21 protein-coding genes are annotated in these 21,806 nt (G+C 67.1%); 12 read left to right on the forward strand and 9 right to left on the reverse strand.

Going from position 1 to position 21,806, the window contains the following annotated elements:
* The first annotated feature begins 7 nt into the window (after window positions 1–7).
* The 10 genes from D9C15_RS28220 (at window position 8) to D9C15_RS28265 (ending at window position 11,873) form a co-directional block, all read left to right on the forward strand.
* Window positions 8–3,127: an efflux RND transporter permease subunit gene (locus D9C15_RS28220; RefSeq protein WP_128002451.1), complete on the forward strand. Its 3,120-nt coding sequence runs from the start codon at window positions 8–10 to the stop codon at window positions 3,125–3,127.
* A gap of 38 nt (window positions 3,128–3,165) precedes the next feature.
* Window positions 3,166–3,552 (forward strand): hypothetical protein, encoded by a 387-nt coding sequence (locus D9C15_RS28225; RefSeq protein WP_128002453.1) that lies wholly within the window; start codon window positions 3,166–3,168, stop codon window positions 3,550–3,552.
* A 64-nt stretch (window positions 3,553–3,616) separates the two neighbouring features.
* Window positions 3,617–3,895 (forward strand): metal-sensing transcriptional repressor, encoded by a 279-nt coding sequence (locus D9C15_RS28230; protein ID WP_164886888.1) that lies wholly within the window; start codon window positions 3,617–3,619, stop codon window positions 3,893–3,895.
* A gap of 15 nt (window positions 3,896–3,910) precedes the next feature.
* Window positions 3,911–4,366 (forward strand): hypothetical protein, encoded by a 456-nt coding sequence (locus tag D9C15_RS28235; protein WP_128002455.1) that lies wholly within the window; start codon window positions 3,911–3,913, stop codon window positions 4,364–4,366.
* Between the two features lie 64 nt (window positions 4,367–4,430).
* Complete coding sequence (locus D9C15_RS28240) at window positions 4,431–5,546, forward strand: efflux RND transporter periplasmic adaptor subunit (RefSeq protein ID WP_128002457.1); 1,116 nt, start codon at window positions 4,431–4,433, stop codon at window positions 5,544–5,546.
* A 1-nt stretch (window position 5,547) separates the two neighbouring features.
* A complete protein-coding gene (locus D9C15_RS28245; protein WP_128002459.1) occupies window positions 5,548–8,649 on the forward strand; it encodes an efflux RND transporter permease subunit in 3,102 nt (1,033 codons plus the stop codon).
* On the forward strand, window positions 8,642–8,944 hold the full coding sequence (locus tag D9C15_RS28250; RefSeq protein WP_128002461.1) for a DUF3240 family protein: 303 nt from the start codon (window positions 8,642–8,644) through the stop codon (window positions 8,942–8,944). Before D9C15_RS28245 ends, D9C15_RS28250 begins: the two co-directional genes overlap by 8 nt.
* Entirely contained in the window at window positions 8,941–10,212 is a 1,272-nt protein-coding gene (locus D9C15_RS28255; protein ID WP_128002463.1) for a TolC family protein, read from the forward strand. The genes D9C15_RS28250 and D9C15_RS28255 overlap by 4 nt, the downstream gene beginning before the upstream one ends.
* Before the next feature lie 33 nt (window positions 10,213–10,245).
* Window positions 10,246–10,782, forward strand: a complete 537-nt coding sequence (locus D9C15_RS28260; RefSeq protein ID WP_128002465.1) for a hypothetical protein — start codon at window positions 10,246–10,248, stop codon at window positions 10,780–10,782.
* 20 nt (window positions 10,783–10,802) lie between these two features.
* Window positions 10,803–11,873, forward strand: a complete 1,071-nt coding sequence (locus tag D9C15_RS28265; protein ID WP_128002467.1) for a DMT family transporter — start codon at window positions 10,803–10,805, stop codon at window positions 11,871–11,873.
* Window positions 11,874–12,115: 242 nt separating this feature from the next.
* Here the strand turns inward: D9C15_RS28265 and D9C15_RS28270 are convergent, their stop codons facing one another.
* The 6 genes from D9C15_RS28270 to D9C15_RS28295 form a co-directional block, all read right to left on the reverse strand.
* Window positions 12,116–12,499: a hypothetical protein gene (locus tag D9C15_RS28270; RefSeq protein ID WP_128002469.1), complete on the reverse strand. Its 384-nt coding sequence runs from the start codon at window positions 12,497–12,499 to the stop codon at window positions 12,116–12,118.
* Between the two features lie 60 nt (window positions 12,500–12,559).
* Window positions 12,560–12,901, reverse strand: a complete 342-nt coding sequence (locus D9C15_RS28275; protein ID WP_128002471.1) for a copper-binding protein — start codon at window positions 12,899–12,901, stop codon at window positions 12,560–12,562.
* 78 nt (window positions 12,902–12,979) lie between these two features.
* Window positions 12,980–13,468, reverse strand: coding sequence for a cupredoxin domain-containing protein (locus D9C15_RS28280; RefSeq protein ID WP_128002473.1), 489 nt, complete (start codon window positions 13,466–13,468; stop codon window positions 12,980–12,982).
* Window positions 13,469–13,510: 42 nt separating this feature from the next.
* Window positions 13,511–14,923, reverse strand: coding sequence for a multicopper oxidase family protein (locus D9C15_RS28285; RefSeq protein WP_128002475.1), 1,413 nt, complete (start codon window positions 14,921–14,923; stop codon window positions 13,511–13,513).
* Window positions 14,924–14,956: 33 nt separating this feature from the next.
* A complete protein-coding gene (locus D9C15_RS28290; RefSeq protein ID WP_128002476.1) occupies window positions 14,957–16,393 on the reverse strand; it encodes a TolC family protein in 1,437 nt (478 codons plus the stop codon).
* Complete coding sequence (locus D9C15_RS28295; protein WP_128002478.1) at window positions 16,390–16,737, reverse strand: hypothetical protein; 348 nt, start codon at window positions 16,735–16,737, stop codon at window positions 16,390–16,392. Before D9C15_RS28295 ends, D9C15_RS28290 begins: the two co-directional genes overlap by 4 nt.
* 153 nt (window positions 16,738–16,890) lie before the next feature.
* On the opposite strand from D9C15_RS28295, the gene D9C15_RS28300 reads away from it, so the two are divergent.
* Both D9C15_RS28300 and D9C15_RS28305 read left to right on the forward strand, forming a co-directional pair.
* Window positions 16,891–17,574 carry a heavy metal response regulator transcription factor gene (locus tag D9C15_RS28300; protein ID WP_128002480.1) on the forward strand — a complete coding sequence of 228 codons (684 nt, stop codon included), beginning with the start codon at window positions 16,891–16,893 and terminating at the stop codon, window positions 17,572–17,574.
* 78 nt (window positions 17,575–17,652) lie between these two features.
* The gene (locus D9C15_RS28305; protein ID WP_128002482.1) at window positions 17,653–19,053 is read left to right on the forward strand and encodes a heavy metal sensor histidine kinase; all 1,401 of its coding nucleotides are present in this window, start codon (window positions 17,653–17,655) and stop codon (window positions 19,051–19,053) included.
* Between the two features lie 103 nt (window positions 19,054–19,156).
* On the opposite strand, the gene D9C15_RS28310 is transcribed toward D9C15_RS28305, so the two are convergent.
* Genes D9C15_RS28310 through D9C15_RS28320 form a run of 3 tightly spaced genes read right to left on the reverse strand, consistent with a single transcriptional unit; the run spans window position 19,157 to window position 21,770 of the window.
* Window positions 19,157–19,723, reverse strand: a complete 567-nt coding sequence (locus D9C15_RS28310; protein WP_128002484.1) for a cytochrome b — start codon at window positions 19,721–19,723, stop codon at window positions 19,157–19,159.
* Window positions 19,720–21,108, reverse strand: coding sequence for an ATP-binding protein (locus D9C15_RS28315; RefSeq protein ID WP_240668628.1), 1,389 nt, complete (start codon window positions 21,106–21,108; stop codon window positions 19,720–19,722). The genes D9C15_RS28310 and D9C15_RS28315 overlap by 4 nt, the downstream gene beginning before the upstream one ends.
* Window positions 21,105–21,770, reverse strand: coding sequence for a response regulator (locus D9C15_RS28320; protein ID WP_128002488.1), 666 nt, complete (start codon window positions 21,768–21,770; stop codon window positions 21,105–21,107). The genes D9C15_RS28315 and D9C15_RS28320 overlap by 4 nt, the downstream gene beginning before the upstream one ends.
* Window positions 21,771–21,806: the final 36 nt, after the last annotated feature.

Here is a 21,806-nt window from a genome sequence, read left to right on the forward strand (position 1 = left end):
AGCCACCATGTTCAAGTGGCTCCTCGACAGCAGCCTGGCCAACCGGCTGCTGGTGATCATCGCCAGCGTCGTGTTGATGGCCTACGGCGCGTTCACCCTGTCCCGAACGCCGGTGGACGTGTTCCCCGACCTCAACAAGCCGACGGTCACCATCATGACCGAAGCCGGCGGCATGGCCGCCGAGGAGGTGGAGCAACTGATCACCTTCCCGCTGGAGACGACGATGAACGGCCTGCCCGGCGTGGAGTCGGTGCGCTCGACCTCGTCGGCCGGCTTGTCCTTCCTTTACGTCACCTTCGACTGGAGCACCGACATCTTTCGTGCGAGGCAGCTCGTCGCAGAGCGGCTGGCATCGATGGAGGAAGGTCTGGCCGAAGGCGTCGTGCCGCGTATGGGACCGATCAGCTCGATCATGGGCGAGATCATGCAGATCGCCATTCCGGTCGATCCGCAGAAGATCAGCCCGATGGCCGTCCGCGAGTACGCCGACTGGGTGCTGCGGCCCCGGCTGCTCTCGGTGCCCGGCGTCGCGCAGGTGATCCCGATCGGCGGCGAGGTGCGGCAGTTTCAGGTGCAGCCGAACACGGCGCGCATGGCCGAACTCGGCATCACGCACGACCAGCTGGAAGGAGCGCTCAAGGGATTTTCGGCGAACACCTCCGGGGGCTTCCTGGAACTCAACGGCCGCGAGTATCTGATCCGCAACCTCGGGCGGACGTCGCGTCTGGACGACCTGAAGAATCTGGCGATCGGTGCCAACCGGGGTCAGCCCATCCTGCTGCGCCAGATTGCGGAGGTCACGTTCGCGGCAGCGATCAAGCGCGGCGATGCCGGCTTCGAAGGCAAGCCGGCCGTGATCCTGGGCATCCAGAAGCAGCCGACGGCGGACACCATCGCGCTGACGAAGTCGATCGAGGACGCCCTCACGGGCTTGAAGACCTCCCTGCCCGCCGGAATGGAAGCGCCACGCGTCACGTTCCGCCAGGCGAGTTTCATCGAGGCCTCGATCACGACACTGCAGGGCAAGCTGATCGGCGCGTCGGTCTTTGTCGCGGCGATCCTGTTCTTCTTCCTCGGGACGCTGCGACCGACGGTGATCGCACTCACTGCGATTCCTGTGTCGATCTTCATCACCGCGCTGGTCTTCCGCTACTTCGGGCTGTCCATCAACACGATGACGCTGGGCGGTCTGGCCATCGCCATCGGCGGGCTCGTCGACGACGCGGTGGTCGGTGTCGAGAACGTGCTGCGGCGGTTGAAGGAAGACCGCGCCAAGCACCCGCACTCACGCCTTCATCCGCTGGAGGTCGTCGCCCACGCCACGATGGAGGTTCGCTCCGCGATTTTGTATGCGACGGTGATCATCGTGCTGGTCTTCATCCCCTTGTTCGCATTGCCGGGGTTGGAAGGCAAGCTGTTCGTTCCGCTGGGGATCGCCTTCATCGTCTCGACGCTGGCCTCGCTGGTGGTGTCCGTGACGATCACCCCGGTCCTGAGTTTCTATCTGCTACCGCGCATGAAGAATCTGGACCATGGTGACACCAGGGTTCTCGCATGGCTGAAGGCCCGCTACAGCAGCAGCCTGCAGGCCGTCCTGGCCAGGCCGAAGGCGGCGCTCGCTGCAGCCGGCCTGGCCGTCGTGGCGGCAGCGGCTGCCGTGCCCTTTTTCCCGACCACCTTCCTGCCGCCGTTCAACGAAGGCACGCTGCTGATCGGCCTACGCCTCAACCCGGGGGTCACGCTCTCGGAGAGCTCCGCGGTGGCACGTCAGGCCGAAACGCTGGTCAGCCAGGTGCCCGAAGTGACGCACGTCGGGCGACGAAGTGGGCGCGCCGAACTGGACGAACATGCCGAGGGCGTGCATGTGAGCGAACTGGACGTCGGCATCGTGCCCACGGCTGAACTCAAGCGCTCCATGGATGAGGTCAAGGCGGACATCCGCGCGAGACTGATCAACCTGCCGGCAGCCATCGAGATCGGCCAGCCGATCTCGCACCGCATCGACCACATGCTCTCTGGCGTGCGGTCACAGATCGCGGTGAAGATCTACGGCGAGGACCTCGATGCGCTGCGCGGCCAGGCCGATGCGCTGCGTCAGCGCCTGGCAACGATCCCCGGAATCGCCGACCTGCAGATCGAGAAGCAGGTGCTGGCGCCGCAGATCAAGGTGCGCGTGGACTACGCTGCCGCCGCGCAGTACGGGGTGCCGGCGCCCCAGGTGCTGGCCACGCTGCAGAGCCTGGTCGAGGGCGAGAAGATCACGCAGATCGTCGAGGGCGGACGCCGCTTCGCGCTGGTGGTCAAGTTGCCCGAGTCGGCACGCTCGATCGAGGGCCTGAGCCAGATCCTCATCGAGACGCCGACGGGCCGCATCCCGTTGTCGAAGGTGGCTTCCATCGAGGATGGCGACGGTCCGAACCAGATCAGCCGCGACGACGGCAAGCGACGCATCGTGCTGTCGGCCAACGCCTCCGGCCGTGCGCTGTCGGAGATCGTGGCCGACATCCGCAAGGTCGTCTCCGAGACCAAGCTGCCGGAGGGCTACTTCATCACGCTGGGCGGTCAGTTCCAGGCCCAGGAGGAAGCCTCGCGCCTGGTCGGCCTGCTGTCGATCGTCTCGCTGGTGCTGATGTTCGTGGTGCTGTACAGCCGCTACAAGTCCACCACGCTGTCGGCGTTGATCATGGTGAACATCCCGTTGGCCCTGGTCGGCGCGGTGATCGGCCTGTGGCTGTCGGGCCAGCCCTTGTCGGTGGCGGCGCTGGTGGGTTTCATCACGCTGGCCGGCATTTCGGTGCGCAACGGCATCCTGAAGGTCAGCCACTACATCAACCTGATGCGATTCGAAGGCGAGAGCTTCGACACGAGGATGATCGTGCGCGGCTCGCTCGAGCGTCTGTCTCCGGTGCTGATGACGGCATTGGTGACGGCCTTCGCGCTGGCGCCACTGCTCTTCGAAGCCGAGCGCCCGGGCACCGAGGTGCTGCACCCGGTGGCCGTGGTGATCTTCTCCGGGCTCATCAGCTCGACCCTGCTCGACACCTTCCTCACGCCCGCGATGTTCTGGCTCTTCGGCCGCAAGGATGCCGAACGGCTGATGGACGACAAGGACGCCGAGGCGCTCTGAGCCCGATTCCCTCCCAGCCCCAACCGAAAGGAACCCCCATGAAGTTGCAAGCCCTCATTGCCACCGTCGCCCTTGTCCTCGCCGGAGCAGCCCACGCGGCCGGCGAGAAGCACGACCACGCCCACGAGCACAAGCCCATGCACGGCGGCGTCGTGGTCGAGGTCAAGGACACGGACTACGAACTGGTCGCCAAGGCCACGACGATCCAACTCCATCTGCGTGACCACGGCAAGCCTGCCGACGTGTCGAAGGCCAGCGCGAAGGTCACCCTGCTGACCGGCAGCGAGAAGCAGGAGGTCGAACTGAAGCCGGCCGGCGACAAGCTCGAAGCCACCGGCAGCTTCAAGGTCGGCCCGGGCACCAAGGCCGTGGCCGTGGTCACGGTCGCCGGCAAGGCTTCGACCGCGCGCTTCACGCTGAAGTGAGCCAGCGGGCGGGTGTCACGAAATGGTGTCCGCCGATTCCTATCCTCCGGGGTAGGATAGGCAGATGCAAGACGTGCACGCCCATCCAAGCTACGCGGCCATCGTCAAGCGCCTTCGACGCGCGAATGGACATCTTCACAACGTGATCGGCATGATCGAACTGGAACGGCCGTGCGCGGACGTCGCCCAGCAATTGCAGGCGGTCGAGCGGGCCATTCAGGCCGCCAAGCGTGTCCTGGTGCACGAGCACCTGGATCATTGCCTGGACGAAGCCATGCTCGGCCAGCCTGCCGAGGCGCGCGCGCGCATGCGCGAGTTCAAGAACATCACCAAGTACCTCTGACCCTAAGCCGGCCCCATGAGCACCCCAGCAGCCCCGACGCTTCCACGCCGCAACGCGGCGTGGTGGCTGCGCTGGTTGCTGGTTCTGCTCCTGATGTTCGACCAGGTCAGCGCACCGCTGCATCGACATCATCACGATGCCGGTGTTGATGCCGTGGGCACGTCGTCAGGACACTCGCAGGCCGATCACCATGCGGGGCTCGACCTCGACGAGGACGATGACGGCGATGGGCCAACGGCGCATCATGCGTCGGGTGGGCCACGCAGCGTTCCTGGTGCCTCCGTGCAAGCAACAGACGCCGGCCCCGACGCCGCCGCGCCTGCAATCTGCTGGACGGTGGCCGCATGGTTCGCACAACTGGCCCCTGTGCCTGAAAGGACGTGGCGTCTGGCCTTGGCGCTGGACCGTCCAGCCCGGCCGGTCCCGCTGAGCCGACCTCCCGACGGTCGCGCGCCCCCCGTGCGCGCCTGAAAGCCCCCCTCGTACCGCTTTCAGCGGCGCGCCATGAGGCGCGCCGAACCTTCGTGGAGTTCTCATGCCTCATCGCCCCTCGCGGCCGGCGCTCGCGCGCGCCGCCATTCTTCTTGCCACTCTGACTGCAGCGCTGCCCCTGCGCGCCGCCGACGAGTTCAAGGTCTCGCCCGCGCAGATGCAGGCCCTCGGCATCCAGTTGCAGCGGTTGGACAAGCCCTCGCCGATCACCGGACTGGCCTACCCGGCGCGTGTGGTGTTGCCGCCGGCCCAGGAATCGGTGCTCAGCGCCACGCTGGCCGGCAGCATCGACCGCCTGCTGGTCACCGAGAACGAGTCCGTCAAGCCCGGGCAGCCGCTGGTGCGCTTGGTCAGCCCCGAGCTCGGCGAGCTGCAATTGCGTCTGACGGAGGCTGCGTCCAAGGCCCGGTTGTCGCAGAAGACGCTGGCGCGTGAGCGCGGCCTGCTGGCCGACGGCATCGTGCCCGAGCGCCGCGTGCAGGAAGCCGAGGCCGCAGCGGCGGAAGATCGCGCCCGACAGAGCCATGCCGAGGCTGCGCTGCGCCTGGCGGGGGCCGATCCGGCGCTGATTCGCGGCGTGGCCGACGGCGGCGCTATGCAGGACGCGCTGCTCCTGCGCGCCCGCGGCGCCGGGGTCGTCACGAAGATCGACGTGAAGCCGGGCCAGCGTGTCCAGGCGGCGGATGCGCTGCTGCGCGTGGCCGACACGCGCAAGCTGTGGCTGGACCTGCAGATTCCAGTGGATCGCCAGTCGCAGGTGGCGCTCAAAGGCGCCGCACTGACCGGTGTCGAACGGGAACTTGAGGCACGCGCCGTGGGCTTCGGGCCGATCGTTTCCGACAGCCAGACCGTGACGCTGCGCGCCGAGGTGACCCGAGGTGCAGCGGGGCTGCGCATCGGCGAAGCCCTGCAGGTGCGCGTGCCCTTCGCGGCCGCCGAGGGCTGGGCCGTGCCGGTGCCCGCCGTGGCGCGCCAGGACGACAAGGCCTACGTCTTTGTGCGCACGCCACAGGGCTTCGTGGCCACGCCGGTCACCGTGCAGGCCGGTGCGGGGCAGTCGCTTCTGGTGGCCGGTGGGCTCAGGGTCGGCCAGGAGATCGCAGTCACTTCGGTGATAGCGCTCAAGGCGGCCTGGCTCGGCAAGGGCGGGAGCAACTGAGATGCTGGCCCGACTCGTTCAATTCGCGCTCGCCCAGCGGCTGTTCGTGCTGCTGGCGGGGCTGCTGCTCATGGGGGCTGGCTGGCTCTCGTTCAAGAACCTGCCGATCGACGCCTTTCCCGACGTTTCCAGCACCCAGGTCAAGGTCATCATGAAAGCCCCGGGCATGACGCCCGAGGAGATCGAAAGCCGCATCGCGCTGCCGATTGAGGTCGAGATGTTGGGCATCCCGAAGCAGCGCATGCTGCGCTCGGTATCCAAGTACGGCATCGTGGACGTCACGATCGACTTCGAGGACGGCACCGACATCTACTGGGCGCGCCAGCAGGTCTCGGAGCGTCTCTCGGGTATCACCGGCGAACTGCCGGCGGGCATCAGCGGCGGCATGGCGCCCATCACGACGCCGCTGGGCGAGATGTTCATGTTCACGGTCGAGGGCGAGGGCTACTCCCTCGAGGACCGGCGCAACCTGCTCGACTGGGTCATCCGGCCCGCACTGCGCTCGGTCGCAGGCGTGGCCGACGTCAACGCGCTGGGCGGCAAGGTGCGAAGCTTCGAGGTGCTGCCCGACCCGGTCAAGCTCGCCGCCGTCGGCATTTCGACTGCTCAGGTCAAGGCCGCGATCGAAGCCAACAACCGCAACGACGGTTCCGGCCGGCTGGGCGAGGGAGACGAGGTGCTGCTGGTGCGCGCCGAAGGCAGTCTGCGCGACGCCGACGATCTGCGCGCCGTGGTGGTGAAGGCCGACAAGGGCGAGACCGTGCGGCTCGGCGAGATCGCCACGGTGCGCGACGGCAGCGTCACCCGCTACGGCGTGGTCACCAAGGACGGCAAGGGCGAGGCTGTGGAGGGCCTGGTGCTCGGCCTGGCCGGCGCCAACGCGCAGAAGGTGGTCGAAGGAGTCACGCAGAAGCTGGAGGAACTGAAGCCCACCTTGCCCAAGGGCATCGAGCTGAAGGTCTTCTACAACCGCGCCAGCCTGGTCGAGAAGGCGGTCGGCACCGTGTCCAAGGCCTTGCTCGAGGCCACCGTGCTGGTGCTGGTGCTGCTCGGCGCCTTCCTCGGCAACCTGCGCGCGGCGGTGACCGTGGCGATGGTGCTGCCGCTGTCGGCCCTGGCCACTTTCATCCTGATGCGCACGACCGGCATGTCGGCCAACCTGATGAGCCTGGGCGGCCTGGCGATCGCGCTGGGCATGCTGGTCGACGCCGCCGTGGTGGTGGTCGAGAACGTGGTCCAGCATCTGGGGCACGACAAGAGCGCCGAGAAGCTGCCGCGCCTGCACGTCGTGTTCCGCGCCGTGCGCGAAGTCTCTGTTCCCGTGGCGGCCGGCATCCTGATCATCGTGGTGGTCTTTCTGCCGCTGCTGACGCTGCAGGGCCTGGAGGGCAAGTTCTTCGTGCCGGTGGCGCTGACAATCGTGTTCGCGCTGGCCAGCTCGCTGCTGCTGTCGCTGACGGTGATCCCGGTGCTGGCGTCCTACCTGCTGAAGAAGGTGGCGCATGAAGACCCGTGGCTGCCGCGATTGCTGGGCCACCTGTACGAACCCACGCTGGCCTTCGCGTTGAAGCGCCAGAAGTTGGTCTTCTTGATCGCCGGCGCCATGCTGGCGGGTGCGGCGGGCGTCTACCTGCTGGTGGGCAAGACCTTCATGCCCACGATGGACGAGGGCGACATCATCGTCGGCATCGAGAAGCTGCCGTCGGTGAGCCTTGATCAGACCGCGGCGCTGGACCTGCGCATCCACCAGGCGCTGATGAGCCAGATCCCGGAGATCACCGGCGTCGTGGCCCGCGCCGGCTCGGACGAGATCGGCCTCGACCCGATGGGCCTGAACCAGACAGACACCTTTCTCGTGCTCAAGCCGCGCGCGGACTGGCAGTTCGAGAGCAAGGAGGCTCTGCAGGACAAGATCCGCAAGGTGCTCGACGGGCTGCCCGGCGTGGCCTACAGCTTCACCCAGCCGATCGACATGCGCGTCTCCGAGATGATCATCGGCGTGCGCGGCGACGTCGCGATCAAGGTCTTCGGCCCCGACCTGGGCACGCTCAACGAGCTGGCCGCACAGATCGAGAAGCAGATCAAGGAGGTGCCGGGCAACCAGGACGTCTACACGGTGGAGAACGACGGCGTGCAGTACCTGCGTGTCATCGTCGACCGCCTCGCTGCGGGTCGCCACGGCCTGTCGGTGGAGGACGTGCAGGACGCGCTGCGCGTGCAGATCGAAGGCCAGCGCGCCGGCAGCGTGATCGACGGCAGCAAGCGCGTGCCGATCGTGATCCGCGGGCCGGACGCCGTGCGCATCTCGCCGGCCGAATTCGAGGCGCTGCGCATCACGGCGCCCGATGGCCAGAGCGTGCCGCTGCGCACGCTGGCCCGCATGGAGCGCGCCAGCGGCCCGGTGAAGATCGACCGCGAGATGGGCAGCCGCTACAGCGTGGTGATCGCCAACGTCACCGGCCGCGACCTGGTCGGCTTCGTCGAGGAGGCCAAGGCCAAGGTGGCGCAGGCGGTCAAGCTGCCCACCGGCTACCGCGTCGCCTGGGGCGGGCAGTTCGAGAACCAGCAGCGCGCCGCCGCGCGGCTGACGCTGGTGGTGCCGCTGTCGCTGGCCTTCATCTTCGTCATCCTCTTCACCACCTTCGGCTCGGTGCGCCAGGCGTTGCTGGTGCTCAGCAACATCCCGTTCGCGCTGGTCGGCGGCATCGTCGCGCTGTGGGTGACGGGCGAGTACCTGTCGGTGCCGGCCTCGGTCGGCTTCATCGCGCTGCTGGGCATCGCGGTGCTCAACGGCGTGGTGCTGGTGAGCTACTTCAACCAGTTGCACGCCGAGGGCCTGTCCCTGCGCGAGAGCGTGGTGCAGGGCGCCAAGCGACGCCTGCGGCCGGTGCTGATGACGGCCTCGATCACGGCCTTCGGCCTGATCCCGCTGCTGTTCGCCACCGGCCCCGGGTCGGAGATACAGCGCCCGCTGGCCATCGTCGTCATCGGCGGGCTCATCACGGCCACCGCGTTGACCCTGATCCTGCTGCCCATCCTTTATCTGAGGTTCGGCCAGTCGTTCGCCGCAGCCGCCGACGCCAAGGAGCTCAACCATGCCTAGTCACTGCCTCACTCTGGTGAGCCCGCCCGAGATCGAAGAGAAGCTGCTGGACACGCTGCTCGAGGTTGCGGGCAACGAGGTCTTCACCAGCACAGCCACCTTCAGCCACGGCACCGCGCATGGCCGCCTCAGCAGCACCGAGCAGGTGATGGGGCGCAGCCGCTCGGTGCAGGTCCAGATCCTGGTCAAGCACGACGAACTGGATCAATTGCTCGCAGCACTGCGCACCGGCTTTGCCGGCACGGGGCTGCGCTACTGGGTCACCTCGCTGACCCAGGCAGGAGAAATCAAATGAACCCCCCACGACTCGTTCTCATCGCCCGCGCGGTGGCGCTCAGCCTGGGCCTGGCCTGGTCGCTGGCCTCGGCCGCCGGCGCGGCCTCGCCGACGGAGTTGCCCAGCGCTGAACTGGCGCGCGCGGCCATCGAACAGGATCCTGCCGTCTTGCAGGCCCTGCGTGCTCTGGAGGCTTCCCGCCATAGCGCGGCCATGCTGGAGACCGGCCCCCACGAGTGGACCGTGGGCGCCGCCGCGCAGCGCCGCCGCATCGACGGCGGCACGAACTCCAACGAATGGTCGATGCAGATCGAACGGCCGATCCGCATCGCCGGTAAGGCGGGCCTCGATCGACGCCTAGGCCAGACCACGGAGGACCTGGCACGCGCGCAGCTGGCCGCTGCGCGCGTCGAGGCCGCGCGCACCCTGCTCGACACCTGGATCGACTGGCTCGCGGCGCGCCAGGCCCGGGAATCGCTGGACGAGCAGGTGCGTGCGACCGAAGAGAACCAGCGCAACGTCACGCTGCGCCAGAAGGCGGGCGATGCCTCGCGGCTGGAACTCAATGTGGCCCAGGGCGACGTTGCCCAGGCCCGTCAACAGGTCGCCACAGCCGCCACGGCCGAGGCCAAGGCCCTGGCCGCACTGAAGATCCGCTACCCGACCTTGCCGGCCCAGCCGCAGCCACTGCCGGATCCGGTGGCGCTGGAGGGCGACGAGGCACAGTGGCGCGCGCGTGTGCTCGACGCGCACCCCTTGCTGAAAGCTGCGGAGCAGGGTCTGCGCAAGGCCGAGCTGACGGCCGACCGCGTTCGGGCTGACCGCACGCCGGACCCGACCGTGGGTGTGTTCACCTCGTCGGAAGCCTCGCGCACCGAACGGGTCGTCGGCATCAGCCTGAGCATTCCCTTGGGCGGCAACTACCGCGAGCAGGCCTCGCGCGAAGCACTGAAGCAGGTCGAGGTCGCTCGCGCGGCCCTGGACCGGCAGCGCCGCGAGCTCGAACTGCTGGTGTCCGGCCAGGTCCAGGACGCCATCGGCAGTGTCGAGCGCTGGCGCCTGGCCGAGCAGGCGGCCGCCACTGCGCGCGAGACGGCGCGACTGACGCAGAAGGCCTACACCGCGGGCGAGGCCGATGTACAGGCGCTGCTGCTTGTCAGGCGCCAGGCGCTGGAGGCGGCCACCACGGCCAACGCCGCACGGGCGGAAGCCCTGCGAGCGCGGTACCGGCTGCAGATCGACGCCGGGCTCCTGTGGCCCGGATCGGACCGGACGACCGATCGCTGAAACACCCCCAACGACCACCACGGAGACTTCATCATGAACCCTTCGCGCCTTCACCTGTTCCCCGTCCTCGCCGCCGTCGCCGCGCTCGCCGGCTGCGCAACACCGCCTCCGCCCGATCCTGCGGCGGAAGTCCCGCATTGCTACAAGACCAACAAGGGACGGGTCATCGCGTGCACCAGCGCGCCGGTGCCGAGCCTCAATGCGGACGCCGAGGCGAAGCGTTTCGTGCCCGACCCGAGCGCCCTGACCGTGTACGTCGTGCGCCGCAATTGGGGCGACGGCCGCAACTTCGTGAAGGTCCAGGCTGACAACGGCCCCGCGATCGAGACCCTGCCCGACACGATGGTGCGCATGAAGTTCAAGCCGGGCGCCCACACGATAGCCTTCGAGTTCGAGGGCAAACGCCAGAGCACGACCATTACGGGTCAGGCCGGTGATGTGCGCTTCGTCAGGATCGACGGCACGGTCTGGTCCTGGAAGAGCACTTACGAGTGGGCCACCGAGTCAGAAGCCGCGATCCGAGAGCGAGCGCTCAAGGCACGGCTCGTGGCCGACGTGGCGGCCCGGTGAGCGAGGGTGATACTGCGACCGTGACTTCGCGCGATCCCGTTCAGAAGCCAACCGCCGGCAAGCTTCCGGCCGGCGTGGGCGCCGCGCTGCTCGCCGCGGCACTCTTCGGCGCCGGTACACCGCTGGCCAAGGCACTCATGGCCGGTGTCGGACCGTGGACGCTTGCCGGCCTGTTGTACCTGGGCTCCGGTCTCGGGCTTGCGCTGCTGCGGTTGCTGCGGAGGGCACCCTCGGCGAATCTGGAACCCGGCGAGTGGCCGTGGCTGGCGGGCGCGGTGCTTGCGGGTGGCGTGGTGGGGCCGGTGCTGCTGATGTCCGGCCTGTCGGCCATGCCAGCCTCCGGCGCGTCGCTTCTGCTTAACGCCGAGGGCGTGTTCACCGCACTGCTGGCCTGGTTCGCCTTCAAGGAGAACTTCGACCGGCGCATCGCCCTGGGGATGCTGGCCATTGTGGCCGGCGCCGCCGTGCTGAGCTGGCCGGGCGAAGCGCAATTCGGCGCACTGTGGCCTGCGCTCGCGGTGTTGGGCGCCTGCCTGGCCTGGGGCCTGGACAACAACCTCACGCGCAAGGTCTCGTTGGCCGACGCCACCTGGGTGGCGATGGTCAAGGGCTTGGCAGCTGGATCGATGAACCTGGCCATCGCACTGGCGTCGGGCGCCAAGCTGCCGTCATTCAGCATGTTGGCCGGTTCTGCCGTGCTGGGCTTCGTCTCCTACGGCGTCAGCCTGACGCTGTTCGTCGTCGCGCTGCGGCATCTGGGTACCGCGCGCACTGGAGCGTACTTCTCGGTGGCGCCGTTCTTCGGCGCTGTGCTGGCGGTCTTGTTGCTTGGAGAGACCGTGACTCCAGCCCTGCTCGTCGCCGGCGTGCTGATGGCGCTGGGCGTTTGGCTGCACCTCAGCGAGCGGCATGGGCACATGCATGGGCACGAAGCGTTGGAACACGAGCATGAGCATGAACACGACATGCACCACCAACACGAGCACGCGCAGGGACCCGTGGCCGGGAGTCATTCGCACCCGCATCGCCACGAGCCCCTGACCCACGCACACGAGCACTTTCCCGACGCGCACCACCGGCACAGCCACTGACCTAGTCGGCGCGGTAACCTCGGTTCGTGCAGCGCAAGGACATCGTCATCGTCACGCCCGCGCTGGCGGACGCGAACAACGGCAACTTGCAGACAGCCGGCCAGTGGACGCGCATGCTGCGGAGATCCCACAGCGTTCGCCTGGCGGCGGCCTGGGACGGCGGCGACGAGGCGCAAAGTCCTAGGTGCAGAGCATTGGTCGACGCCGAGTTCACCTGGTGCGGGCAGCGGGGCGCCTTACGTCTATGGCCGCTGTAGAGTGACTCGCAAGGTCGACTCCTTGGTGGACTTGTTGGTCCACATCCAGCAGTAGTCCTGCTGAATCTCGACGCCGAGTTTGCCGCTGCCCTTGGCCACACCATCCTGCTTGGCCGGGAACTTCACCGCCTTGCCCTCGTGGTAGTGGATGTTGAAGTTCAGCGGCACATTGGCCGAGAACTGCCACTGCAGGTCGTCGGGCGGGTTCAACTTGCCGCAGATCTCGGCAAATTGCCCAGGCGCAACCGCAAGCTGCCTCTCGAAGCGGCCAGCGGCGTCCCAAGTGATGTCGATCACCTCGGCCCGCGCCGCAGCGGGCAATGCGACGGCGAGCCCGATCATGGCGCCGATCCAGAAGTGCAGTCTCATCGGCAGTCCCTCAAACTCGTAAGGCCTCTCGGCGGCGCGTGCGGTGAAGCGCCGGCTTGCCTACTTGGCGGGCTGGATGTCGGTCACGATCATCTTGCCGCCTTCGTTGACCACCATGAACTTGACCTTGTCGCCGGCCTTCAGCGACGCGAGCATGCCCTTGTCCTTGGCGGTGAAGACCATGGTCATCCCGGGCATGTCCAGGTGCTTGATGTCGCCGTGCTTGATGGTGACCTTGCCGGCCTCCTGATCGACCTTCTTCACCTCGCCGTCCGTCATGGTGGCCGGCTTGGACATGTCCATCTTGCTGTGGTCCATGGTGGCCTGAGCGAAGCTGCTCACAGGCAGCGCGGCAGCGAAGGCGAGGGCAGAGATGGCCAGAACTTGCTTGATCATGTTGATGACTTCCTCAATGGTGAGTAGAGAGCGGGGCTGCCCTCGTGCCCTTGCGGACGGACACGAGCGCTCGAAGCCGCAAGTTCACTTCTTGCTGACCTTGACGGCGCCCTTCATGCCGGCCTCGTAGTGGCCAGGCATCAGGCAGGCGAAGTTCACGGTTCCCGCCTTGGTGAACTGCCAGATGATCTCGCCCTGCTTGCCGGGGGCGAGGCTCAGCTTGCTGGGCTCGTCGTGCTCCATGTCGGGGAACTTCTTCATCACCTCCAGGTGTTCCAGCAGTTCTTTCTCGGTGCCCAGGCTGAGTTCGTGTTTGACCTGGCCAAGGTTCTTGACCACCAAGCGCACCGTCTCGCCTTGCTTGACCTGGATGTCCGAGGGGGTGTAGCGCATCGCGTCGCTCATCTCGACGGTGATGGTGCGCGTCACCTTGGCAGCGACGCCCGGCTTGCCGATGGCGTCGTCGCCATGGTCGTGGCCGCCCGCGTGGTTGCCACCGGCAAACGCGCCGGTCGACAGACACACCGCGGCAACGGCGAGGAGGCGGCGAATGGATTTGACCTGATGATTCATGAAGGCATTCCTTGTTGATTCGATTGGCAGGATGGCGGCCACTCAGTGACCGCTGTGGGACGTGGGTTTGCGTACCTGGACTTCGGTGGGCTGCGCCGGCATGACCGCGCGCGGCATGGACTGCCCGCCCTCGGACTTGAAGCGCGCAGGCTCCGTGAGCGGCCCGGTGTATTCGTGGGCCACGGTACCCTCCGGGTGCTTGAACCAGCCGGGGTCCTTGTAGTCGCCCGCCTTCTGGTCGCGGCGGACCTTGAGCACGCTGAACATGCCGCCCATTTCCACCGAGCCGAACGGGCCTTCGCCCGTCATCATCGGTGCGGTGTTGTCGGGTATGGGCATTTCCATCTCGGTCATGTCGGCCATGCCGCGCTCGCCCATCACCATGTAGTCGGGGATCAGGTTGTTGATCTTCTTGGGGATGCCGCGGTGATCGACCCCGATGAGCGTGGGCACGTTGTGTCCCATGGCGTTCATCGTGTGATGGCTCTTGTGGCAGTGGAAGGCCCAGTCGCCTTCTTCGTCGGCGAGGAAGTCGACCTGCCGCATCTGCCCGACGGCGATGTCGGTCGTCACCTCCGGCCAGCGCGCGGCCTTGGGTGTCGGCCCCCCATCCGTGCCCGTGACGACGAACTCGTGGCCATGCAGATGGATCGGGTGGTTGGTCATCGTCAGGTTGCCAATGCGGATGCGCACCCTGTCGTTCAAGCGCACGTTCAGCGAGTCGATGCCGGGGAAGACGCGGCTGTTCCACGACCACAGGTTGAAGTCCAGCATCGTCATCGTCTTGGGCGTGTAGCTGCCCGGATCGATGTCGTAGGCGTTCAGCAGGAAGCAGAAGTCGCGCTGCACCTCATCGATCAACGGGTGCCGGGCCTTCGGATGCGTGATCCAGAAGCCCATCATGCCCATCGCCATTTGCGTCATCTCGTCGGCGTGCGGGTGGTACATGAAAGTGCCGGGCCGCCGCGCCACGAACTCGTAGACGAAGGTCTTGCCCGGCTGGATCGCGGGCTGGGTCAGGCCCGACACACCGTCCATGCCGTTGGGCAGTCGCTGGCCGTGCCAGTGGACACTGGTGTGCTCGGGCAGCTTGTTGGTGACGAAGATGCGCACGCGGTCGCCCTCGACCACCTCGATGGTCGGACCCGGGCTCTGGCCGTTGTAGCCCCACAGATGGGCCTTGAAGCCCGGTGCCATCTCGCGCACCACCGGCTCGGCCACCAGGTGGAATTCCTTGACCCCTTGGTTCATGCGCCAGGGCAGCGTCCAGCCGTTGAGCGTGACCACGGGGTTGTAGGGCTGGCCGGTCGATGGGACCAGCGGCGGCATGGTGTCCGGCTTGGTCTGTATCACCGGCTCCGGCAAAGCGGCCAGGGCCACGCGGCTCGCCGCGCTGGCGGCCACGGCACCGCCTGCGATGCCCGCGAACTTGAAGAACTCTCTTCTCGACGACATGAACAATCCTTGGAGGTCGACCTGGGGCCGGGCTCAGTGGCCGGCAGCGCCGCCACCGCTGGACGCGCTGGCGGTCGCCGTGAGGCTGGTGTTGGTGGGGCGCCCGATCACAGACGCCTGCAGCGCGGCATCTGCGAGCCAGAACTGCTGGTCGGCGTCGATGGCGGCCATCACCGTGCTGACCTGGTCGCGGGCATCGGCCATCAGCTCGAAGACGCCGATCAGCATGCCGTTGTAGCGAAGTTGGTTCTCGTCGGCGATCACCTTGCGCAGAGGCAGCACCTCGTCGCGGTGGTGGCGCGCGATGTCGTAGGCCGTGCGGTAGGCCGAGTAGCTCTCGCGCAGGTTCGAGCCTGCCGTGCGAACCGTGGCTTCCAGCTGGTTGGCCGCCGCCAGCGTGCGGGCGCTCCAGGCGTCGCGCTGCATGCCGCCCCAGTCGAAGACCGGCAACCGCACACCGACCTCGTAGCCGCGCGCAGTGCTGCGGGTACCTGCCGCGTTGTCGAACGCCGTGTTCCGGCGCGCGGTGAGTTCGATGTCGGTGAAGCTCGCCACCTTGTTCAGCCCCTGGGCCTTGGCGGAGGCCTCTAACGCCGCCTGAGCGAGGCGAATGTCAAGACGGCCCCGGGTCGCCGTCGCAGCCACGGCCCGCGGCTCCATGGCCTGCTTGGGCAGGTCGGGCAGGCGCTCGGGCAGCGACAGCGCCTGAGCCTGTGCTTCATCCAGCCCAAGCAGGCGCACCAGGTCTTCGCGCGTGGCCGTGGCCTGATGCGTGGCGGTGGCCAACCGCGTGGCAGCGTCGGCGTAGAAGGACTGCTCGCGCGCCCGCGTCAGGCGGTTGTAGTTGCCCGCCGACTGCATGCGGCGCGCCAGTTCGGCACTCGCCTCGGCGCTTTCAAAGACTTGCTGGGCGTACTTGAGCCTTTGCGCTGCAGCGACCGCACGCACCCAGGATTGGCGGACCTGGGTCACTTGGTCAACCACGTCACCGGTAAGACGCAACTGCGACTGTTCGATGCGGCGGCTGGCCACGCCTTGCCGAGCTGGCAACGACAACACGTCGAGCAGGCCGAAGGCGAGCGACCGCCCGATGTCCAGCGAGTCCCCAGCCACCAGGCGCTCGAAACTGAAGAGCGGGTTCGTGATGCGTCCGCTCTGTGCGGCATCGGCCGAGTCCGCCCAACCCTGGGCCAGCAAGGCCTGCAGCGCAGGGCTGTTGACCAAGGCCAGTTGCACGGCCTCGCGCTGACCCACCGGCGCAGCCAACAACTGGCTGGCAGTGGCAGCGCGCTTCTGGCGCTCGTCGTCGCTGCGCGCCAAAGCCAGGCGGCCTTCCGTGAAGCCGGTCGCTTCGTCGTTCACGCGGACCATGGTCTGGTCGGCCGTGACGCTCGCGCAGCCAGTCAGCGCGGCCATGGCCACACCGGTCAGCACAAGTCGAACCCGGGCGCTTCCGAGCAACCGCCTCATGGCTTGGCTCCCTTGTGGTGCCCAGCGCGGGGATCAGCAGCGGGTGCCGGCGCTTTGACGGGGTCCTGGGGCGCTTCCTTCGCGGGTTCGCCGGTCTGGGCTTCCTTGGCGTAGGCACGCCAGCCACCAATGCGGCCGACGCGGTCGTTGGCCTCGCGCCACGACTCGACCGGCTGGTCGGCATAGGGTTTGTAGGCCCGCAGCGGCGACACGTACTGCAGCTTGCTCGGCAGTGACGGCTGCGCCGCATCGGCGGCGGGCTGAGCCATGGCCGTTCCGGTCAGCAACAGCAGGATGCCGGAGAGCACCAACTGCCGCAGAGATTCTTGGGTGGGGTTTGGCATGAGGCCTCTTCAGAGTTCACAGATGACTCTGGAGGCATTCTCAGAACCGGGACCCGACATCAAGCTGAGCTGGTGTTTACATTTTTGTTATCTGGCTATCAGGTCGCTCGAACTCTGTGAAACTGTCCACTGTCCTGCAAGAGGCTCGCGCCCGTGAAGATTCTGCTCGTCGAAGACGAACCCAAGACCGGTGAGTACCTTCGCCAAGGCTTGAGCGAAGCAGGCTTCGTGGTCGACTGGACACAGGACGGCGCCGAGGGATTGAACCTGGCGTTGCAGAGCTTCTACGACCTGGTGATCCTGGACGTGATGCTTCCCGGCCTCGACGGCTGGCAGGTGCTGCAGTCGCTGCGTGGCCGGGGGCTGCAGATGCCGGTGCTTTTCCTCACCGCGCGTGACGAGGTGACGGACCGCGTCAAAGGCCTGGAGCTGGGCGCCGACGACTACCTGGTCAAGCCGTTCTCGTTCGCCGAACTGCTGGCTCGCGTGCGGACCATCCTGCGGCGTGGCCGCGGTGGCGCCGAAAGCACCACGCTGCACGTAGCCGACCTGGAACTGGACCTGCTGCGGCGTCGCGTACACCGTTCCGGCCGGCGCATCGACCTGACCGCCAAGGACTTTGGCTTGCTGGAGTTGCTGATGCGTCGTCATGGCGAGGTGCTGCCGCGCTCGCTCATCGCCTCGCAGGTCTGGGACATGAACTTCGACAGCGACAGCAACGTCATCGAGGTGGCCGTGCGCCGCCTGCGCGTGAAGATCGATGAAGGTCACGAGGTGAAGCTGATCCACACGGTGCGCGGCATGGGCTACGTGCTCGAAGCGCCCGAGGAGCCCTGATATGGCACCCCCACGCTCACTGCGTTCACTGCCCCCCACGGGGGCGCATCGGCGCCTTCGGGCGGCCGGGCGCCGCTGATGCTGCGCGCCCTGTCGCTGACACAGCGCCTGACGATCTTCTTCACGGTGCTGGCCGCAGCGGTGGTGTTCGGCCTGGGTTGGGTCTTCATCCAGGCGACGGCGCGGCACTTCGTCGACCTGGACCGCGGCACGCTGCAGGACAAGCAGCACCTGATCGAGGACATCGTACGGAGCGCAAACTCGATCGAGGACACCAAGTGGCGCTTGAACGAAGCGTTGAGCCACCATCACGACTTGTACGTGGTGGTGAAGGACGCGCGGAGCGACGTGCTGTACCAGTCGCGAGGTTTCCAATCTCCCGGTCTTCTTCAGCCAGCGATCCCCTCGACAGCCGGCGAGGCCGGACTTCGACTTCGGCACTGGGCATCGGAAGGCAGGGAGTACCGGGCGATCGGCTTCCAGGTGACTCCGGCTTACGACAAGAGCGGTGCCCTCGACGTGCTGGCCGCCATCGACACCGAGCACCACGAGCACTTCCTGGCCGAACTGCGCCGCACGCTGCTGCTGTACGCCTTGCTGGCCGTGGCGGTCAGTGGCCTGCTGGGCTGGCTGGCCGCGCACCAGGGGCTGGCGCCATTGCGGGCGATGCGTGCCAGGGCGGCGGCCGTGTCGGGCCACCAGTTCAACGAGCGGATGCCCGTGGCCGCCGTGCCCATCGAGATGGCCGACCTGGCGGCCGAACTCAACGGCATGTTGGACCGCCTGCGCGATGACTACCGCCGCTTGGCGGAGTTCTCTTCGGACCTGGCGCACGAACTGCGCACCCCGATCAGCAACCTGCTCACGCAGACGCAAGTCGCGCTGTCCACCAAGCGCGATGCCCCCACCTACTTCAACATCCTGGCCTCCAACGCCGAGGAACTGGAGCGCATGGCCCGCATGGTGGCCGACATGCTGTTCCTCGCCAAGGCCGAACGCGGCATGCCCTTGCCGAACCGCGAGCGGTTCTCTGCGGCACAGGAAATACAGGCCCTGCTGGACTTCTACGACGCGGTGGCGGAGGAAAAGGGCATCCGGCTCAGCGTCACTGGCGATGGCGAGATCGATGGTGACCGCCTCATGTTCCGCCGTGCGGTCAGCAACTTGCTGTCCAACGCGGTGCGGCACGGTGATCCAGGCAGCCCCGTGACCGTGGTGATCGTGGCCAGTGAAGCCGGCGTGTCCATCAGCGTGGCGAACACGTCCAATGACATCGATCCGACGGCGCTCCCACGCCTGTTCGATCGCTTCTTCCGTGGCGACCCCTCGCGGGCGCATCCGGCGTCCGAAGGCGCCGGACTGGGCCTGTCGATCACCAAGGCCATCGTTGAAGCGCACGGTGGCGACATCGCGGCAACGTCACGGGACCGGATGGTCCGGATGGTTATGCGGTTTCCGAGGTCGGCGGACGTCGCGTGAATGAGTTGCAAGGAGTGCAAACGACGGCCTGTCGATTCAGTTTGACCGATTGATTGCCGCATGGCCATACACCTGCGTGCCGCGCGCCTGCCCGAGGTCACAGTCAGGCGCGACGCCGCGGCAGCATCGACTTCAGCACGTTGTCGCGCCAGATGAAGTGGTGCACGAGCGCCGCCGCCGCGTGCAGGCCAGCAATCCAGAGAATCGCGTCGCCCAGAAAGGTGTGGACCTCGCCCCAGTCGGTCCATTGGGTCAGAGCCCATCGGCCAACCAAGGGGATGGCGTCCAAGCGCAGACCCGCGAGCAGCGTCAAGGGCCGGCCATCTCCAGCAAGTGTGAGTAGCGCCGTCACCGGCGTGGCCAGGAGCAGGATCCAAAGTACGATCCGCACCGCAACCGCCGCCACGTTCGACCAATCGGGTCCCGTCGCAGACGGCGGCGCAGGCCGCACGGCGACCCAGACCAGGCGGACGGCCGTGAGCAGGAACACGAACAGGCCGATCGACTCGTGCGCCACGATGTCGAGCCGCGTTCCAGGATCGACGCCGCTGTCGGCCAGGCGGCCAAAGTCTCCAGGCCCCAACGCGAATGCCGCCACAACTGCGATCGCCGCAAGCCAATGCAGGCTCATGCTGATGGTGTCGTAGCGATGCTTTGTCAGTGAATTCATGAGTTTTCTCCGGGAAATGGATTCTGTGGATATCGGCCAGCGGCGCTCGTTGCAAGGTGGACTTCCACCGACAGCCCAGGAAAGTTCTCGCTCGCGCCACTCGAAGCCGACAGGCGAAATCCGTGGCGGTCCGCCACTGCCTTGACAATGGTGAGTCCAAGCCCGGATCCCGGCTGGCCGGACCCGGGAACGCGATAAAAGGGATCGAAGACCCGCTGGATCTCGTCGGGAGAGAGACCGGCGCCGCTGTCGCGAACGACGAACACGACCTCGCCCTCGCCCTCGCCCTCGCGCTGTTCGATCGCGATGTCGACGCGCCCTCCAGGGGGTGTGTAGCGGATGGCGTTATCGACCAGGTTGCGGACGATCAGCGTTGCCTCCAGTTCGCTGACCGGAACGATCACGTCGTCCACCGCCGACACACCGATGTCGATGGCCTTGGCATCGACCAAAGGCATCAGGTCCTGCAGCACGTCCGTCACCACTCGCACCAAGCTGGCCGTCGCAGGCGTGGCCTGGGGCTCGGACTGGGCCTTGGCCAGCGCCAGCATCTGTTCCAGCAGGCCACGCGATCGGTCAATGCCTCGGCGCAGGTCAGCCAGTCGTGACGCAGCAACCTCCTCCAGATCTGCCTGCGCCAAGCGCTCGGCTTGCAGTGACAGAGCGGTCATCGGTGAGCGCAACTCGTGCGCGGCGTCGGCCACGAAACGCTGCTGTGCCGCCATCGAGTCCCTGACCCGTTCGAGCAGGCCGTTGATCGCCACCGCGAAGGGACGGACCTCAATCGGCAGGGGCGTCAGGTCGACCGGGTGAGGATCCGCCCGCTGCCGACGATCGATCTCCGCGGCCAGGGCCGTCACCGGGCGGAAGACCTTTCTCACGAGGTCGGCGGTGATCACCAGCAGGATGGGCACGAGCACCAGGAAGGGCAGCACAGTCCGCAGGGCCCCGTCGCGCGCGATCTGGTCCCGAAAGCCGGACTCCTGAGCCACGACGAATCGCTCCCCCGTCGGGCGTGTGCGCACCAGCACACGGAACTTCTCGCCATCGACGGTCTGCGTCTGCAGTCCGTCGGCAAGCGAGTCGGGCAACAAGAGTGGGCCACCGGCATCGACGGGCCGGCGGTCAAGCGCCACGGTGCCTAGTCGCTGCACGAGGACGCGCGACTCCTCATCGCCATCCGCAGGACGGCTGTCGAGCCTCTCGCCTGACGCGGGCAGGCCCTGCCGGTCCACCAGCGCGGCGACCTGCCGCAGCACGTCGTCCTGCAATTCGTTGGCTTCGTCGAAGGCGGTCATGAACGAGAACGCCCCGGCGACGACGGCCACCACCAGGATCGCTACCGACAAGGTCAGCGACAGCCTGACTTGGAGCGAGGTCCTCACTCGCTCTTGGAAACCCGCCATCCCAGTCCCCGAACGTTGCGGATCACCTGGCTGCCCAGCTTGCGGCGTAGCGAATGGATGATGAACTCGACCGCGTTGCTCTCGACTTCCTCGCCCCAGCCGTAGATCCTGTCCTCGAGTTCGCCTCGCGACAGGATCGCGCCTGGCCGCACCAGGAGGGCCTGCAGCAGGGCGAACTCGCGGGCCGACAGTTGCACATCCGGCTGACCGGCGATGCTGGCTTGTCGGGTCGACAGGTCCAGCCGCACCTCGCCGTTGCTCAGCATGGACTCGGCGCTGCCCGCGCGGCGGCGCAGTGCCACGCGCATGCGTGCCAGCAGTTCGGCCATCTCGAAGGGCTTGAGCACATAGTCGTCGGCACCGCCGTCCAAGCCGCGCAGTCGGTCGTCGAGGCCATCGCGCGCGGTGATGATGAGCACGGGCACAGGATTGCCGCCGGCGCGAATGTCCCTCAGCACATTCAGACCGTCGCGCCCGGGCAGGCCCAGATCGAGAAGCACGAAGTCGTACGCCTGCGTGCGCAGTGCGGCCGGCGCAGCCTGTCCGTCGCGCACCCAGTCCACGGCGTAGGCGGCGTCCTTCAACGCGGCCTGGACCGCTTCGCCGATCATCGTGTCGTCCTCGACCAGCAGCACTCGCATTCGTCAGTCGTCAGTGGTCAGTCGTCAGGCTGGGTG

Source organism: Piscinibacter defluvii (assembly GCF_004011805.1).
In the GTDB taxonomy this organism is placed as follows: Bacteria; Pseudomonadota; Gammaproteobacteria; order Burkholderiales; family Burkholderiaceae_C; genus Piscinibacter; species Piscinibacter defluvii.

Coding starts and splice junctions, on each gene's coding strand:
- D9C15_RS28255 (WP_128002463.1), top strand. CDS start 8,941: ATGAACCCCCCACGACTCGTTCTCATCGCCCGCGCGGTGGCGCTCAGC.
- D9C15_RS28320 (WP_128002488.1), bottom strand. CDS start 21,770: ATGCGAGTGCTGCTGGTCGAGGACGACACGATGATCGGCGAAGCGGTC.
- D9C15_RS28295 (WP_128002478.1), bottom strand. CDS start 16,737: ATGCCAAACCCCACCCAAGAATCTCTGCGGCAGTTGGTGCTCTCCGGC.
- D9C15_RS28270 (WP_128002469.1), bottom strand. CDS start 12,499: ATGAGACTGCACTTCTGGATCGGCGCCATGATCGGGCTCGCCGTCGCA.
- D9C15_RS28225 (WP_128002453.1), top strand. CDS start 3,166: ATGAAGTTGCAAGCCCTCATTGCCACCGTCGCCCTTGTCCTCGCCGGA.
- D9C15_RS28250 (WP_128002461.1), top strand. CDS start 8,642: ATGCCTAGTCACTGCCTCACTCTGGTGAGCCCGCCCGAGATCGAAGAG.
- D9C15_RS28235 (WP_128002455.1), top strand. CDS start 3,911: ATGAGCACCCCAGCAGCCCCGACGCTTCCACGCCGCAACGCGGCGTGG.
- D9C15_RS28310 (WP_128002484.1), bottom strand. CDS start 19,723: ATGAATTCACTGACAAAGCATCGCTACGACACCATCAGCATGAGCCTG.
- D9C15_RS28230 (WP_164886888.1), top strand. CDS start 3,617: ATGCAAGACGTGCACGCCCATCCAAGCTACGCGGCCATCGTCAAGCGC.
- D9C15_RS28220 (WP_128002451.1), top strand. CDS start 8: ATGTTCAAGTGGCTCCTCGACAGCAGCCTGGCCAACCGGCTGCTGGTG.
- D9C15_RS28280 (WP_128002473.1), bottom strand. CDS start 13,468: ATGAATCATCAGGTCAAATCCATTCGCCGCCTCCTCGCCGTTGCCGCG.
- D9C15_RS28285 (WP_128002475.1), bottom strand. CDS start 14,923: ATGTCGTCGAGAAGAGAGTTCTTCAAGTTCGCGGGCATCGCAGGCGGT.
- D9C15_RS28290 (WP_128002476.1), bottom strand. CDS start 16,393: ATGAGGCGGTTGCTCGGAAGCGCCCGGGTTCGACTTGTGCTGACCGGT.
- D9C15_RS28260 (WP_128002465.1), top strand. CDS start 10,246: ATGAACCCTTCGCGCCTTCACCTGTTCCCCGTCCTCGCCGCCGTCGCC.
- D9C15_RS28305 (WP_128002482.1), top strand. CDS start 17,653: ATGCTGCGCGCCCTGTCGCTGACACAGCGCCTGACGATCTTCTTCACG.
- D9C15_RS28245 (WP_128002459.1), top strand. CDS start 5,548: ATGCTGGCCCGACTCGTTCAATTCGCGCTCGCCCAGCGGCTGTTCGTG.
- D9C15_RS28240 (WP_128002457.1), top strand. CDS start 4,431: ATGCCTCATCGCCCCTCGCGGCCGGCGCTCGCGCGCGCCGCCATTCTT.